Genomic DNA, 15609 nt, shown 5'->3' on the forward strand with positions numbered 1-15609 from the left:
TAAGATGTGAGAGTCAATATTCTTTTCTTAAAGGGGCATCCAAAATTTTTCAATGATCTACATAATGAGTCAAAGGAATTATATGTACAAGATGAGAATAGTTTATTCATACCATTTAAAAATTATGCCGGAGGGATGAATATGGATAAACATGAATTGAGCCGATTCGATCTCCTTGTAACAGAGCAGCTTGAAACGATGGATAAGCTTTTGAATCTTCAATCTGAAATTGAACGATATCAGCAAATAGAAGCCGGGCTTTTGCATGAAAAAGATGAAAGGCTCCATTCTGTTCAAAAAGAAATCAACAGAATGAAACTCGAATTGGAAATGATTCAAAAATTATTTGAACAGCAAACAGAGGAAGTAATTAAGACGTATCAATCATCCATTTGAAAAAAAGCAATTGGATGAAAGGTTAGCCATCAACACGATCGCGGCAGGCATCCCGCTGTCCGAATAAACCCTTATTTTATTTACTCTTTCCTACCAAGAATCTTATCTTTTCTCAACCTGTTTCAAAACCGACTTCCGCTGTATTTTCATTTAAGACTTGAGAAATATTCATAGAAATAAACAATCGATTCGAAAACGGTGAAAGAAAAGGAAAACTTGAAGTCCGCAGATTTGATTTCAGGTGAAAAATGTTATGTGAAATCAAAGAAAATCAAGAAATCAAGCCGATGGGTCAGCCTTATTGAGGGCATGGCTCTTTTATTTTCATTTTGACACTCAAAAGGTATAATAGTTAAAAATGATATTTCAGGACCGATTGTTGATTGTCCGTTAGAAAGTAGGGAGCAAAGATGGCGCTGCCAAAGGAAGGAGATAAAATTCAAATACACAGCTATAAACATAACGGCTGCATTCATCGTGTTTGGGAAGAAACGACCGTTTTAAAAGGCACGCAAAATTGTATTATCGGCGGCAATGATCGCACAACAGTCACCGAAGCGGACGGAAGAACTTGGATTACGAAAGAACCTGCGATTTGTTATTTTCATGCCCGGCATTGGTTTAATGTCATTGGCATGATTCGAGAAGACGGCATTTATTATTATTGCAACATCAGTTCCCCTTTTGTTTGGGATGATGAAGCATTAAAGTATATTGATTATGATCTTGATATAAAAGTGTTTCCTGATATGACCTATACTCTTCTCGATGAGGATGAGTATGAACGGCATAAGAAAACGATGAAATATCCGCAAGTCATCGACCGCATTTTGAAAAACAATGTGAACAAGCTGATCCTTTGGATAAGGGGCAGAAAGGGGCCCTTTTCGCCGGATTTTATCGATCTATGGTATGAAAGATACTTAACATATTTATGAAGGAAAAGTCTGTTGCCGAGACAACAGACTTTTCGCTTTCATTGATTGGAAGGGAGAGAATTGTTTGGGATCCATTAGACGATACATGAAATTTGTAGCCCCCTATAAGAAACAAATTTTTTTAACAATTGTCGTCGGGATACTTAAGTTCGGCATTCCGCTGCTCATTCCGTTATTATTAAAAATTGTTGTTGATGATGTTTTGAATAGCAATTTGACGGAAGGCGAGAAAACAGAAAAACTTATCTTTTTGATGGGAATCATGTTTTTTATTTTTATTGTCATCCGTCCGCCGATTGAATATTATAGGCAATATTTTGCTCAATGGACTGGAAGCAAAATTTTATATGACATCCGCGACCAATTATTTACCCATCTTCAACGTTTAAGCTTGAGGTACTATTCCAATAGACGTGCGGGTGAAATTATTTCGCGGGTCATCAATGACGTGGAGCAAACAAAGACGTTTGTCATTACAGGGCTGATGAACCTTTGGCTTGATTTAATGACCATCTTTATAGCGATCGGCATTATGTTTACGATGGATGTTTCATTAACGATTACTTCCATTATCTTGTTTCCTTTATATGGATTTTCCATTAAATATTTTTACGGGAGGCTTCGGCATTTGACACGTGTACGATCGCAAGCTCTTGCCGAAGTTCAAGGCCATTTGCATGAACGGGTAAGCGGAATGGCTGTCATTCAAAGTTTTGCGATAGAAGATTATGAGCAAAAGCAATTTGATAAGGAAAATCGCAATTTTTTGCAAAAGGCCATTGACCATACAAAATGGAATGCCAAAACGTTTGCTGTTGTCAATACGATTACAGACATCGCCCCGTTGTTGGTTATTTTTTATGGGGCTTACAAAGTTATCCAAGGAGATTTAACCATCGGCACAATGGTCGCCTTTACTGCTTATATAGATCGTCTGTATAACCCGCTCCGCCGTTTGATTAATTCATCAACAACTTTAACACAAGCATTCGCTTCAATGGATCGAGTTTTTGAACTTCTTGATGAGCCTTATGATATTGTCGATTTGCCAAATGCGAAGGAAGCGAAGCGGCTTTCCGGCGAAATTACGTTTGAAAATGTTTCTTTTCGTTATAGCGACGATGAGAACATGGTTTTGAAAAACATCCAGTTAACGATCAAAAAAGGCGAAACAGTAGCATTTGTCGGCATGAGCGGCGGGGGAAAATCGACGCTTGTCAGTTTAGTGCCCCGTTTTTGGGATGCGACGGAAGGAAGAATTTTGCTGGACGGCGTTCATATTAAAGAGTACAAATTGCAAAGTGTAAGGGATCAAATCGGCATGGTTCTTCAGGATCCTTTTTTGTTCAGTGAATCGATCAAAGCTAATATCTTGATTGGCAAACCGGATGCAACAGATGAAGAAGTTATAAGAGCAGCAAAGGCGGCAAATGCTCACGAGTTTATTATGAATTTGCCGGAAGGGTACAACACAAAAGTTGGCGAGCGGGGAGTGAAATTATCAGGCGGGCAGAAACAGAGAATTGCGATTGCACGGGTATTCTTAAAAAATCCGCCGATCTTGATATTGGACGAAGCGACATCCGCATTGGATTTGGAAAGCGAGCATTTTATACAGGAAGCGCTTGAAAAGCTATCGAAAAACCGGACGACATTAATTGTCGCCCACCGCCTGTCAACGATCACTCATGCCGATAAAATCGTTTTGATAGAGAATGGCGAAATTATTGAAATAGGAACACATGATGAATTAATGAAAAAACAAGGCCATTACTATAAACTGTTTCAAATTCAACAACTGGATTAAATTGTGTCATGAATCATTAAAAAACTGGATATTTATAGATAAAATATTTCTTTTTCTTTAAAAAAACCAATGAACAAGCGATGTTTGATAAAATAAAAAGTAACCAATACGAAACATGGAGGTTGGATATGGCAACCGAAAAACAATTGATGGACAAAAGGTTCTATGAAACCTTATTAAAAGAACATTCATCGAAACACCCTGTTCAAGAGCTAGGAGAAGCCCTTCAAAAAGAACAGAAAAAGCTTGTCTACGACCTTTCTTACATTCGGTATGCGCAAGGTGAAGTTTATTTTCATTATCAAGATTATGAAACTGCCATTTTTAAATGGGAATCTATTGAAAATGAGCTGTCGTCTTGGGCAAAGAAAAATATAGGTGACGCATACACGGAAGTTGGATTATTTTCCTCTGCCGAACAAACGTACAAATCCATTGAGACTGATTCAAATATGTTGAAAGCAGAAGTCGCGGTGAAGCTGTTTTTCCTCTATTTAAAACAAGACGAGACAGAGAAGGCTTATGAGGCGATTCAGGAGGCGCTTGCTGTCGATCCCGATCATCGCGATGCGTCTTCGCTTGCCGTGGAATTTTATGAAAAACAGCAAAATTGGAATGATGCTGTACAACTTTCGATTCATGAAGCGATCCGCACAGAAAGCCCGGATTGGTTCGGGCGCGTGATCGATTATGCAGAGCAGGGATTGGCGAAAGCGAAAGAGCCGGATGAGTTTTTTAAACTGTTGACCGTTCTTTACCGAAAAGATCTTCATCTGTTTCAAAAGCTGGCTGCTTCTTTATGGAGGAACTATATTTACAGCAAACAATTTTTAACATGGTTAAAAACTGCAAACAATCTTTTTCTCAATATTAAAGTCGGTGAGCTTGAAAATTGGGATGAGATTGTTCGTTTATTTGCGGAGTCGCATAATGAATTGCTTAGCGGCGCTTATCTGCTGAAAGATTTGCAGGAGATCATGCCCATCTTTTTAACGAATTGGCTAAAGCTTTCAATGGGAAGGGAACCGGTGCCGGCTGCGGCTTGCGTGGCGGCGTGGAGTGAAATATTCCGATCGAGTCTTGATGAGCGGGTCATCATACAAGCGGAACAAATTTTGCGAAATCATCAAAATCGGCCGACAAACGTTCAAATTGTTAAACGGCTGTTCGGCACATTGACCGAATGGGCGGATAAACATCAAATAAACATTGGGCAAAAATACCGCTGGATAATGGAAAAATTAGCAGGAGAACATCATCTTTATCTGTTGGTAGTAGGCGGCGGTGTGCAAGGAAACAATTTGATTGATGAATTCCTCCTTGGAAGTGTGCCGTCGATGCCATTGTCAAAACCGATTTTTTATCAATACGGCGCAACAACGAAAGTTCGGAAAATCGCCAATGAATTCTTTTCAGAATGGAACGGCGTGGAAGAGCTGCAAACAGGTGCTGAAGCGGAAGAAGCTGTTATTGAAATTGATGTACCAAATGATCTGCTAAAAGAACATAAACTTTGCCTTGTTGAGATACCCGATCTACATGCATTCGATGATCAAGAATGGATGGAGTACGTCCATTTGGCTGATGGAGTGGTATATTTTCATTCGCAAGAGAGCCCTTTAACACCTGAAGCAAACCAAAAGCTAGCGGCAATTGTCGAGAAGATGGACGATGTTTCTGTTCACTTTGTGCTTGAAACGGAGAGCGGCCTTTCTTATGAAAATGCAAGAAAACAAATAAATGATCTTTACCCTAAGGCGGATATCCATCTTGTATCGCAGCCGGGAGCCAAAGAGTTGCTTTTGAAAATTGGCCGCAGCATTGTCCGGGATGAACGAAAGAGATCAGAAAAGCTATTATTCTTCCTGAAAAAATCGATCACTTTTACGTATAATAAGCGAGCGGAACTGGAGAGCCATTTAGAAGAATCAATCAAAAAAAATGAAGACATCGTGAAAAGGTTAAATGGATTGATCAACAGCCTGGATGATTTAGCGGCGGAAAAAAGCGCGGAATTGAAACAATATGTGTATTCGGCAAAAGAAGAAATCAAAAAAGGCCTTCATGGCGAATTGCGAAATCTTTTGCGCTCTTCCTCTAAATTCATTAACGAAAAAAGCGATTTTAACAAATTGCCCGCTGTCCTTAACCAAAAAATGAATGAACAGGTGCGGGAATATCTTGAGAAATCCGTCATGCCGAAATGGTCGAAAAGCATGGAAGAATGGATTTCATTGGCTGAAAGCGAATTGAAGCAAAGTCAGAATTATTTAGATGACATGTGTGAATCGTTTAATGCCTTGTATGGGGACGATCGGATGAAGCTTGCTTGCGACTTTAAAGTGCTTGATGATTGGCGGAGGGATATGGTTCGATTAACAGCGTCCGTTCATTTTGAAGATGAAAACATTTTGAACCGTTTTAAACCGACGCAAATTTTGCTGAAGGGAGCGGGCAAGCTGTTCTCATCCGTTGGGCAAAACCCATCTTTTATTGCCAATCAATATAGAAAATACATCGAAACGGAATCTTATGATCAAGCGGTTGAATCCATCATTGAGAAGTTTTTTGGTCAATTTGAGCTGTTTGAAAAAGGGATTGAACGCGATGTGAAAATGTTTTTCCGCGAGCCTGTCCATCTTCTCAAACAAATGGTGCAGGAAGGCGAAAAACAAATTCAAGAAAATCAAGAGCGTTTAAACAGCTTCAAAGAAAATCCGGAAATGTATTATGACCCGTTGACGGTTTTCCAATTAAAATTGCGACAGTGTGAATTGTTGGACGAAAATCGCTTGAAACCTGTTCAGAAAGGACTTTAAGGTTATACAAGGCGGGGCAGATCGCAGGGCATCCCCTGACGAACACCGTGCAGGAAGGGGATGAATGAAAGCCTTTAGAGGATGTTCTTTGGCATATACGCTCTTTCATGCCCCGCTTTTGTTTGCCGATGGCTTATTTCTCTATAAAAAAAGAGGACATCTAATCTAAAATTAAACATTTTTTGTTTCTTTTGAATCGCCCCGTATTATTCGCTTCTCTTGGCGAATTGAAGGATCATCGATTTTCGGCTCCTTCCCGGAAAGAAAGTTTTGAATATTGGAGCGGTGGAGGAAAATTAGAAAAAGGAAAAATAAACTGAAAAGCACGATATTATCCCCTGTTAGGAGGGATGTCATCAAAAGCGACAGCCCAACCGAAAGGGAGCCGAAAAACACGTACTTGCTGATGGCGATGATGAGAATAAAAGATGTGTAGGCAACAAGAAATAACAGCGGATTTGTAAATAGCAAAACGCCGGCAGTTGTTGCGATCGCTTTCCCGCCCCGAAATCTAGACCAAATCGGAAAACAGTGGCCGACTACAGCCAAAAAACCAACGTAAAGCGGATCAGCGTTTGAATGAAATAAGACAGGAAGAATAGCCGCAAAGGATCCTTTCAGAAGATCGCCCAGTAAAACAACAAGCCCCGCCTTTTTCCCGAGTACGCGCAACGTGTTCGTTGCGCCGGGATTCTTGCTGCCATGTTCACGAATGTCCACCTTAAACCAACATTTGCTGACAATCACAGCAAAAGGAATCGATCCGATCAAATAAGCGAGTAAATAGTAGAAAAATTCCATAGTTGCGATCCTTTCACGTACCGTTTTTAATAAAAACTTTTTTATTCATGTTCGCCGATCTGTATTTGATTTTCTTTTGTATGAAAATGATGGAAGCTGTTGATCAGCATGTTTAAATGTTCAATTTGGTCATAATAATCGACAATCGTTGAGACTAGGGGAAGAATATGGTAAATCTGCTCTGAATCAGCGGATTCTTTTTCAAATGTTAAAAAGGCTTGGATAAGTTCCTTACGATGGAATGTTTCAAATGGCACGCTATTTTCTTCCTGGTCGTTTTTAATCTTTTTTGTAATTTTTAACAATGCTTGTTCGTGCAAAATTAGCAGCACATCAAGCTCAGAAATCAGCAGTTCTTGAAAATCCCTTGGTGTGCGGTGAAGCTCGTTTTCCAAGCGGTGGAGTTTTCGCAATGTGAAAAACGCACGATTGGTCGTAATGATCATTTGCCTGAATAAAACAAGCTTTCTCGATTTCGCATACACTTTCGTTTTGGAGTATATCCGCTCTTCTTTATAATGCAAAAATAACTGATCAAGTTTGATCAATTGATCTTTTAACTTGTCAATTTCCTCTTTGAGAGATCCGTACTCTGATTTATTTCTGATATTGATGCGGATCCATTTCATAATTTCGTGCGATATTTCAGTGATCTGTTGATAAAGTTTTGTTTCATATTTTGGCGGCATAAAGACGAGATTGACGAGAAAAGCGGACAAAACCCCCAGCAAAATTGTCAAAAGCCGTATGATGGCAAACTGTATAAAGTCATCTCCGGTTGTTTCCAGAATGGCGATCATCGTCACGAGGGCGATGACAATGGTATTTTCTATTTTTAATTTCAAGCAGACGGCAATAATAATGACGGCGCATAATCCGATAATGAACGGGTTTGCTCCGAAAAACAGCCCAAACAAAATCGCGATAATGGCGCCAATGATATTTGCCTGAACTTGATCGATAACGGTTAAATAAGATTTATAGATCGTCGGCTGGATGGCAAATATTGCTGCAATTCCTGCAAAAGCAGGCGACGGCAATTGAAGGATCGAAGCTATCGTCAAAGCCAACGTAATGGCAATTCCCGTTTTTAAAATGCGAGCTCCTAGTTTCATGTTTGAAAAAATATTTCCTTCCTTTCCTCTGTGAGGTTGCAAGCAATACAGACTATACATTGTTTCATGGGATTATTCAAGAAAAATTTTGGTTTTAAAAATGGTAAAAAATAACACCTGCCATAAAGCGGGTGTTATTTTTTCATGAATGCGAGCTCTTTGAAGGAATTTTCGACAGCTTTAATGGTTTGTCGGATGTCGTCTTCTGTATGGGCAATCGTTATAAACCAGGCTTCGTACTTAGATGGAGCCAAATTGATGCCTTGATGAAGCATCAGTTTAAAAAATTTCGCAAACATTTCTCCATCCGTTTTTTCCGCTTGTTCATAATTATAAACCTTTTCTGTTGTAAAATATACAGTCAATGCTCCTTTTAAACGATTGATCGTAATGGGAATTTTGTATATGTCGGCTGCTTTCGCAATCCCGTCTTCCAGCATCTCCCCAAGCTTATCAAGATAATCATACACTCCTTCTTCTTTCAGCACCTCAAGACAAGCAATTCCAGCCAAAATCGATGCCGGGTTTCCTGCCATCGTTCCTGCCTGATAAGCAGGACCCAGCGGAGCCACTTGTTCCATAATCTCCTTTCGTCCGCCGTATGCACCGATGGGAAGTCCGCCGCCAATGATTTTTCCGAGAGCCGTTAAATCAGGCTCAACCCCGAGTAAATTTTGCGCACCGCCATACATAAACCGGAAAGCGGTAATGACTTCATCAAAAATGAGCAAAGCGCCTGCTTCATGGGTAAGCTGCTTAACTTTCTCCAAAAAGCCTTCCTTCGGTTCGACAATTCCAAAGTTTCCTACAATCGGTTCAACTAAAACAGCAGCAATTTCGTTTCCCCATTTTTTTAGAGCTTGTTGAAATGGCTCTATTTCATTATACGGAACGGTTATAACTTCTTGAGCGATGCTTTGAGGCACTCCGGCGGAATCAGGTGTTCCAAGCGTGGAAGGCCCGGATCCTGCTGCCACAAGCACAAGGTCGGAGTGTCCGTGATAGCAGCCGGCAAATTTGATGATTTTATCGCGGCCGGTATAGGCGCGGGCAACACGAATGGTTGTCATAACAGCTTCCGTACCCGAATTGACAAAGCGAACCTTTTCCAATGAGGGAATCGCTTTTTTTAACATTTTTGCAAATTTGATTTCATGTGGAGTTGGCGTTCCATATAAGACTCCCGTTTCTGCCGCCTGTTTGATCGCTTTAGTAATATGGGGATGGGCGTGGCCGGTAATGATAGGTCCATAAGCCGCCAAGTAATCGATATACTTGTTCCCGTCAACATCCCAAAAATAGGCGCCCTGCGCACGCTCCATCACAACGGGTGCGCCCCCGCCCACGGCTTTGTATGAACGGGAAGGGCTGTTTACTCCGCCGACAATATGTTCAAGCGCTTCTTTATATAGTTGTTCGGATTTTGTAAAATTCATGTTTTTCCACCTTCTATCTTTGCGTTTGGATCATTTATTGGCATCCGGTGTTTCATGATCCTTGTTTATTCTAGCACTTTTTAGCAAGAAGGAAAATAAAGCAGTGAAATTGTGAATTTGGCAAGAATCCAGTAAACTAATCGTTGTGACCGATCGATGGAGGTAGATGAACATGAAAGTGATTGAGGTAGAAAATTTAAGGAAAGAATTTAAAAGCTATTCAAGTCGATCAGGGTTGAAAGGCGCTTTCCGCGATTTGTTGACAAGAAATTACAAAATTATACCGGCAGTAGACGGTGTGTCTTTTACAGTAAGGCAAGGCGAAATGGTAGGTTATATAGGGGAAAATGGCGCAGGAAAATCGACGACAATAAAAATGTTAACAGGAATTTTAACACCGACATCCGGAAAAGTAATCGTCAACGGCATGAACCCTCATAAAGAAAGGGAAAAGTTTGTCCGGACAATCGGGGTTGTGTTTGGCCAGCGATCTCAGCTATGGTGGGATATAGCTGTTCAAGAATCATTCCGATTGCTGAAAAAAGTGTATAAGGTTTCTGATCAAGATTATAACGAACATATGGATCATGTCATTCAAACGCTTGACATTGAACCGCTTTTAGACAAACCTGTAAGAAAATTATCTTTAGGACAGCGGATGAGATGCGAACTGGCTGCTGCGCTGATTCATAATCCGCCTCTGCTGTTTTTGGACGAGCCGACGATTGGATTGGATGTATTGGTCAAGCTGAAAATACGTGAATTTCTAAAAGAGATTAACGAAAAGTATAAAACGACGATTTTGCTGACAACCCATGATCTTTCAGATATAGAAGCATTATGTGAGCGTGTTATTATGCTTGATGAAGGAAAAATAATATACGACGGTTCTTTGGAACATTTGCGAAGCGAATGGGGAAGAGGAAAGCAAATTGCCTTTCAATTTGCTTCATATGTTGAAGAACCGCTTCTAAAACAGCTGACGTCTGATTTGAAGGTTCAATGGGCAAAAGGAGATAAAAGCAATATCTGGACCGCACAAATTACCAATCATGAACATATGTCTGAAGTCATTAACCGTGTTATCAATGCTTATGAAATTGTCGATTTAGCCATAAAGGAAATTTCCACAGAAGAAATTATCCGCAACATTTATGAAAAAGGGGACGCTCGTGCGGCGGCCGATCAAAAAGATGAAAAGGTGATGGCGAATGTCTAAGTATTTGGAAATGATCCGCATTCGCTTTTTGATGATGCTGGCTTATCGAACAAACTATTATACCGGAATTTTGATTTATAGCATTAATATTGGCGCCTACTATTTTTTATGGACGGCCATTTATGGAGAAAAAGAGAACATCCAAGGTTTATCTGCAGGGCAAATGGTGACATATGTGGCAATATCTTGGATGGCAAGAGCATTCTATTTCAATAATATCGACAGGGAAATCGCCATGGAGATTAAGGAAGGGAAAGTCGCTGTTGAACTGATCCGACCTTATCATTATCTCGGAATGAAAACGATGCAGGCTCTTGGCGAAGGAATTTTTCGGTTGTTCTTTTTTTCCCTTCCCGGTATGGCGATCGTCCATTTCATTTTTCCTCTGAAACTGCCTGCAGATTTGCATGCGTGGAGTTTTTTTGCCGTTGCTATCTTATTCAGCTTTATCATTAATACAGAGATTAATTTATTAACAGGGATTTTAGCCTTTTTCTTTTATAACAACGATGGACTCATGAGAGCAAAACGGGTAATTGTCGACTTGTTTTCTGGACTCCTTCTCCCGATCAGTTTTTATCCAATATGGGCGCAAGAAATAATGAAATATCTGCCGTTTCAAGGTATCAGTTATATTCCGAGCATGATTTTTACGGAAGGTTTTCCGGGAACGGACATTTATCACGCCATTCTTTTTCAAGCGTTTTGGGCTTTATTATTAGTGGTACCGATTCAAATTTTGTGGGTGCTAGCTAAGAGACAAATGATTATTCAAGGGGGATGAAGAGGTGTTCTATATCTCAATCTTTTTCCAATACATCGCCCAATATATGAAAACGCGAATGGAATACAGAACGGACATGGTTGTAGAAATCTTATCTGATTTGATGTTCCAAGCGGTCAATTTAGTGTTCATCCTTGTTGTCTTTAGCCATACAAACGCACTTGGCGGCTGGCAGAGGGATGAAATTATCTTTATTTATGGTTTTTTCTTAGTTCCTTACGCTTTGTTTAGTTCTTTTTTTAATATATGGGATTTTAATGAACGTTATATTATCAGAGGGGAAATGGATCGGATTTTGACAAGGCCTATCCATAGCCTCTTTCAGGTATTATTGGAAAGAATGGAACTGGAATCGCTTTTTGGAGCCATTACAGGAGTCTTGATCATGAGTTATGCAGCGGCTCGGCTAAATTTATCTTTTCATTGGTACGATCTGTTTATTTTTATTTTGTTTGTGCTAGGCGGCACACTTGTATATGGCAGTATATTTGTTGCGCTTGCTTCGATTGGCTTTTGGTCGGATGCCAAAACATCGATTATGCCAATGATGTACAACATAGGCAACTATGGGCGATATCCTGTTAATATATACAATCGTTTCATCCGTTTCATATTAACTTGGATTTTGCCTTTTGCGTTTGTTGGAGTTTACCCTGCTTCTTATTTTCTAGGAAAAACCGATTGGTATTTTTATGCTTTTTTCACACCCGCAGTAGGCCTTGTTTTTTTTGTATTGTCAGTAATGATTTGGAATAAAGGGGTCAAACGGTATCGAGGCGCAGGAAACTAAATCCGATTCCTTGCCATAAAGAATGCTTATTCTTTAGGGATATATTAGAAAAGATTTGAATAGCATGTATTAACAAAAAAATTATTGGGGGAAATGATGGCACTCTTTGTTGGCACTGGGATCATGTTTTGTTTAATCATGAGCGTCCGAACGATGTTTTCTGCTGTGAAAAAAGGTACATTTCTGACCTTTGAGACTATCTATTTAATTGTTTTAGTATATATTTCTTTTTTATTGGGGTTTGCCGTCCTTTATTTGATTTTTCTTCAAAACGGCTTTCTAATTTTAATGGAAGCCGGGAAACCAGTCTTTGGAACATATTTTGAAAACTTGTTTGCTTGTTTATATTTTAGCGCTGTTACATTGTTTTCCGTCGGTTACGGCGACATAACGCCGGTTTCAATAGGAAGATGGATTGCTGTTATCGAAGCTTTAATTGGTTATATGCTGCCAACTGCCGTTGTTGCCAAAACAATGATTGATATTGAAAAAACACCAAAGTTGTAAAGTATGGCAATATTTGGTATAATTAGATAGAAAAAAGAGTGGAGGTATGGAGACATGACTGTGGAAATTGGTAAACCTGCACCGGATTTTGAATTGACCGCAGATAATGGACAAACAGTAAAACTTTCCGATTTTCGCGGGAAATATGTTGTGTTATATTTTTACCCTAAAGATATGACTCCGGGCTGCACAACGGAGGCCTGTGATTTCCGTGATCATCACGAAAGCTTTCAAGAGCTTGATGCCGTCATCTTGGGGGTTAGTCCTGATCCTCAAACCCGACATCAAAAATTTAAAGAAAAGCACGGGCTTCCTTTTCTGCTTTTAGCGGATGAAGACCATAAGGTGGCAGAGCAATATGGGGTTTGGAAATTAAAGAAGAATTTTGGAAAAGAATATATGGGAATCGAACGTTCTACTTTTATTGTCGATAAAGAAGGCAAATTGATGAAAGAGTGGCGGAATGTCAAAGTAAAAGGACATGCTGAAGATGCCTTGAGGTATATTAAAAGCATGGCGAATTAAAAAATGGGTTATCGTATATGAACATGGGAAAGCGCGCTGCATATCGTAGTAGTGAAAAATATTTTTCTCCTCAAACAATCAGCGGGCTGAGCGGGGGTTGCTAAGCCCGTTTTTGTTTATGCAGGATACACCGGTTTCAAGGCTGTATTAAAATTTGACAGCGCTCTATCCCCATGAAGGATGCGGCAAAAGCAAATTTTGATGGAAGACATTTCATAATCGGAATTCCAAAGTGCTGGAATTTTCAACAAAACAGCGATACAATGGAATTAAACGAATTTTCATTTGTTGCCATTGACAAAAATCTTGTCGTAAATGTACACTAATTATAAATATTATAATATAAGAATTTTTTAAAGTAATAATGTTTTTAGAAGAGAGGTGCATGGCGATGTCTGAGACTATGCTGAAAGAAGCGCTTGAAACGTTAAAGCAAACAGGGGTACGCATCACACCGCAACGTCATGCGATTTTGGAATATTTGATTAATTCCATGACTCATCCTACCGCTGATGATATATATAAAGCGTTGGAGGGCAAATTTCCAAATATGAGTGTTGCAACAGTTTATAACAACCTTCGTGTTTTTCGGGAAGTTGGACTAGTGAAAGAATTAACGTATGGCGATGCGTCAAGTCGGTTTGATTTTGTCACGACAGATCACTATCATGTCATTTGCGAAGAATGCGGGAAAATTGTTGATTTTCATTATCCCGGACTCGATGAAGTAGAGAATCTGGCAGAACATGTCACTGATTTTAAAGTTAGTCATCATCGGATGGAAATTTACGGCATTTGTCCGGACTGTCAAAAGAAAAATAAGATGCATTAAAAAGCTGATAGAAAAATGAACTATCAGCTTTATTTTTTATGTTTTCTGCTTTTTCGATTGTAGCGTTCGTCAAACTCTTTGCCTTCCAGTTCTTTATCAAGTGTTAAAGGCTCCCTGCAATACATGCACATATCCACTCGCCCAAGCATTTTGGTTATTTTTCCGCAAGATGGGCAAACCACTTGGACAGCTCGAGTTGACAACATCCCAATCCAGAAATAGACGATGGTGCTGGCGATGATAAACAGCAAGCCGAGCAGCATGAAGATCGTCATGAGCCACATATGTTCACGAAAGAAAATTCCGAAATACATAATGATAAATCCGACGAATATCAAACTTAATGCAAATGTACGAATTTTATTGATCTTGCTTGTATACTTTTTTTCCATTGAATAGACCTCCCGTAAATAAATATAGCAAACAAAACAGAAATGAGAAATAAAGGATTTTGTCTTTCATTTGCAGAAACAATCATTTATAGTTACTATAGTTGCTTAAAAGTAATTGTTACGGATGGAGGACTTAATATGGAGGATTTGCTTCGCCCAATCTATCAGGAAAGAGCAAGCCACCCAGACACTTTGGCTGTTTTATCCATAGAAAAGAAAAAAGAAACATCTCCTCAGACAGATAATTTTGATATTGTAATGCTTGTCATTATAAAAAAAGCTGAGAAGCCTGTTTTTGTTAAACATTATGAGTTTTTGGACAAAAAAGCTGCTCTGCATATTGTGACCGAAGCTCAATTACATAAATGGATTTCATTTGGGGCAAATCGGCGAATCATTGATTGGATTTTAAATGGGAAAGTATTGTTTGATCGAAATGAATACTTGTCTAAATTAATTGAGCGATTTAATAGTTTTCCGTTCGAAGAAAGGAAATTGAAAATTGCCATTGAGTTTTCGAAATTAATCCGCCGGTATTTGGAAGGAAAAGCTTTTTTTGAAACAAAACAATATCTTGATGCCTATAATCATATCGTTCACGCACTTCATCATTTAGCTAGATTGGAGATTATTGACTACGGATTTCATCCGGAACTTACCGTATGGTCTCAAGTGAAACAAATTGAACCCCAAGCATACAAGCTGTATAAAGAACTAATCGAAAGTCATGAAGATTTACATAAGAGACTTGAATTGATTTTTATAGCATTTGATTTTTTAATTCGCTCAAAAGCCGAATTCGGTGCAGCTCATTTATTAGATATTATGTCCGAAAAGGAAACGTGGTTGTTTTCGGAACTTATGGATCATCCCGAAGTAAAGTTGTATTCGGTAGATTTAAGCGTTTTATTAGAATATTTGGTGGAAAAAGACATTATTGAAGTCAACAGAATTCAAACAAAAGGGCATGGGATCTACCATCGTGAATATTCTTTTAAAAAAAGTGTTGACAGGTTGATCTGAAGATGATAAATTTTTAAACGTCGCTGCTTTAATGAATGATTGAGCAAAAAGATATAATTCGTTTTTGCAGCTTATTTATTTGTAACATTAAAAAAAGATGTTGACAGAGTTGTTTATGTCTGTTAAAATTAAAATCCTGATTAGAAAATGATCTTTGAAAACTGAACAAAACGAAAGCGTTCCTGTTGATTCAAGAAATGAGCAGATATGAGGATAAACTTTTTT

General features: G+C 39.0%; 15 protein-coding genes. 11 read left to right on the plus strand and 4 right to left on the minus strand.

Translation table 11 applies throughout. The annotated features are described in order from the left end of the window. Window positions 1-156 precede the first annotated feature (156 nt). The 4 genes from AC0KTX_RS10665 to AC0KTX_RS10680 all read left to right on the plus strand — a co-directional run bounded on the left by AC0KTX_RS10665 (window position 157) and on the right by AC0KTX_RS10680 (window position 5960). On the plus strand, window positions 157-396 hold the full coding sequence (locus AC0KTX_RS10665) for a YgaB family protein (protein WP_474252197.1): 240 nt from the start codon (window positions 157-159) through the stop codon (window positions 394-396). Window positions 397-806: 410 nt separating this feature from the next. After that, complete coding sequence (ntdP, locus tag AC0KTX_RS10670; protein WP_474252182.1) at window positions 807-1334, plus strand: nucleoside tri-diphosphate phosphatase; 528 nt, start codon at window positions 807-809, stop codon at window positions 1332-1334. Between the two features lie 64 nt (window positions 1335-1398). Beyond that, window positions 1399-3141, plus strand: coding sequence for an ABC transporter ATP-binding protein (locus tag AC0KTX_RS10675; RefSeq protein WP_474252183.1), 1743 nt, complete (start codon window positions 1399-1401; stop codon window positions 3139-3141). Window positions 3142-3269: 128 nt separating this feature from the next. After that, entirely contained in the window at window positions 3270-5960 is a 2691-nt protein-coding gene (locus AC0KTX_RS10680) for a tetratricopeptide repeat protein (protein WP_474252184.1), read from the plus strand. Between the two features lie 171 nt (window positions 5961-6131). On the opposite strand, the gene plsY is transcribed toward AC0KTX_RS10680, so the two are convergent. The 3 genes from plsY to AC0KTX_RS10695 form a co-directional block, all read right to left on the minus strand. Next, entirely contained in the window at window positions 6132-6761 is a 630-nt protein-coding gene (gene plsY, locus AC0KTX_RS10685) for a glycerol-3-phosphate 1-O-acyltransferase PlsY (RefSeq protein ID WP_474252185.1), read from the minus strand. 41 nt (window positions 6762-6802) lie between these two features. After that, a complete protein-coding gene (locus AC0KTX_RS10690; protein ID WP_474252186.1) occupies window positions 6803-7876 on the minus strand; it encodes an FUSC family protein in 1074 nt (357 codons plus the stop codon). 134 nt (window positions 7877-8010) lie between these two features. Beyond that, window positions 8011-9312, minus strand: a complete 1302-nt coding sequence (locus AC0KTX_RS10695; RefSeq protein ID WP_474252187.1) for a glutamate-1-semialdehyde 2,1-aminomutase — start codon at window positions 9310-9312, stop codon at window positions 8011-8013. Between the two features lie 172 nt (window positions 9313-9484). On the opposite strand from AC0KTX_RS10695, the gene AC0KTX_RS10700 reads away from it, so the two are divergent. The 6 genes from AC0KTX_RS10700 (at window position 9485) to perR (ending at window position 13969) form a co-directional block, all read left to right on the plus strand. Next, window positions 9485-10531 (plus strand): ABC transporter ATP-binding protein, encoded by a 1047-nt coding sequence (locus AC0KTX_RS10700; protein WP_474252188.1) that lies wholly within the window; start codon window positions 9485-9487, stop codon window positions 10529-10531. Next, the gene (locus tag AC0KTX_RS10705) at window positions 10524-11315 is read left to right on the plus strand and encodes an ABC transporter permease (RefSeq protein WP_474252189.1); all 792 of its coding nucleotides are present in this window, start codon (window positions 10524-10526) and stop codon (window positions 11313-11315) included. The genes AC0KTX_RS10700 and AC0KTX_RS10705 overlap by 8 nt, the downstream gene beginning before the upstream one ends. Window positions 11316-11319: 4 nt before the next feature. Then, complete coding sequence (locus AC0KTX_RS10710; RefSeq protein ID WP_474252190.1) at window positions 11320-12105, plus strand: ABC transporter permease; 786 nt, start codon at window positions 11320-11322, stop codon at window positions 12103-12105. A gap of 96 nt (window positions 12106-12201) precedes the next feature. Then, window positions 12202-12612, plus strand: a complete 411-nt coding sequence (locus tag AC0KTX_RS10715) for an ion channel (protein ID WP_474252191.1) — start codon at window positions 12202-12204, stop codon at window positions 12610-12612. Between the two features lie 54 nt (window positions 12613-12666). Next, window positions 12667-13137 (plus strand): thioredoxin-dependent thiol peroxidase, encoded by a 471-nt coding sequence (gene bcp, locus AC0KTX_RS10720; RefSeq protein WP_474252192.1) that lies wholly within the window; start codon window positions 12667-12669, stop codon window positions 13135-13137. 391 nt (window positions 13138-13528) lie between these two features. Next, a complete protein-coding gene (gene perR / locus AC0KTX_RS10725; protein WP_474252193.1) occupies window positions 13529-13969 on the plus strand; it encodes a peroxide-responsive transcriptional repressor PerR in 441 nt (146 codons plus the stop codon). A 29-nt stretch (window positions 13970-13998) separates the two neighbouring features. Here the strand turns inward: perR and AC0KTX_RS10730 are convergent, their stop codons facing one another. Further along, window positions 13999-14361 carry a YgzB family protein gene (locus AC0KTX_RS10730; protein WP_474252194.1) on the minus strand — a complete coding sequence of 121 codons (363 nt, stop codon included), beginning with the start codon at window positions 14359-14361 and terminating at the stop codon, window positions 13999-14001. A gap of 138 nt (window positions 14362-14499) precedes the next feature. On the opposite strand from AC0KTX_RS10730, the gene AC0KTX_RS10735 reads away from it, so the two are divergent. After that, window positions 14500-15384: a nucleotidyltransferase-like protein gene (locus tag AC0KTX_RS10735; RefSeq protein ID WP_474252195.1), complete on the plus strand. Its 885-nt coding sequence runs from the start codon at window positions 14500-14502 to the stop codon at window positions 15382-15384. Window positions 15385-15609: the final 225 nt, after the last annotated feature.

The sequence above is a fragment of the Aeribacillus sp. JST-2 genome, assembly GCF_056032925.1.

Coding starts and splice junctions, on each gene's coding strand:
- AC0KTX_RS10695 (WP_474252187.1), bottom strand. CDS start 9,312: ATGAATTTTACAAAATCCGAACAACTATATAAAGAAGCGCTTGAACAT.
- perR (WP_474252193.1), top strand. CDS start 13,529: ATGTCTGAGACTATGCTGAAAGAAGCGCTTGAAACGTTAAAGCAAACA.
- ntdP (WP_474252182.1), top strand. CDS start 807: ATGGCGCTGCCAAAGGAAGGAGATAAAATTCAAATACACAGCTATAAA.
- AC0KTX_RS10680 (WP_474252184.1), top strand. CDS start 3,270: ATGGCAACCGAAAAACAATTGATGGACAAAAGGTTCTATGAAACCTTA.
- AC0KTX_RS10715 (WP_474252191.1), top strand. CDS start 12,202: ATGGCACTCTTTGTTGGCACTGGGATCATGTTTTGTTTAATCATGAGC.
- AC0KTX_RS10735 (WP_474252195.1), top strand. CDS start 14,500: ATGGAGGATTTGCTTCGCCCAATCTATCAGGAAAGAGCAAGCCACCCA.
- AC0KTX_RS10700 (WP_474252188.1), top strand. CDS start 9,485: ATGAAAGTGATTGAGGTAGAAAATTTAAGGAAAGAATTTAAAAGCTAT.
- AC0KTX_RS10690 (WP_474252186.1), bottom strand. CDS start 7,876: ATGAAACTAGGAGCTCGCATTTTAAAAACGGGAATTGCCATTACGTTG.
- bcp (WP_474252192.1), top strand. CDS start 12,667: ATGACTGTGGAAATTGGTAAACCTGCACCGGATTTTGAATTGACCGCA.
- AC0KTX_RS10730 (WP_474252194.1), bottom strand. CDS start 14,361: ATGGAAAAAAAGTATACAAGCAAGATCAATAAAATTCGTACATTTGCA.
- plsY (WP_474252185.1), bottom strand. CDS start 6,761: ATGGAATTTTTCTACTATTTACTCGCTTATTTGATCGGATCGATTCCT.
- AC0KTX_RS10705 (WP_474252189.1), top strand. CDS start 10,524: ATGTCTAAGTATTTGGAAATGATCCGCATTCGCTTTTTGATGATGCTG.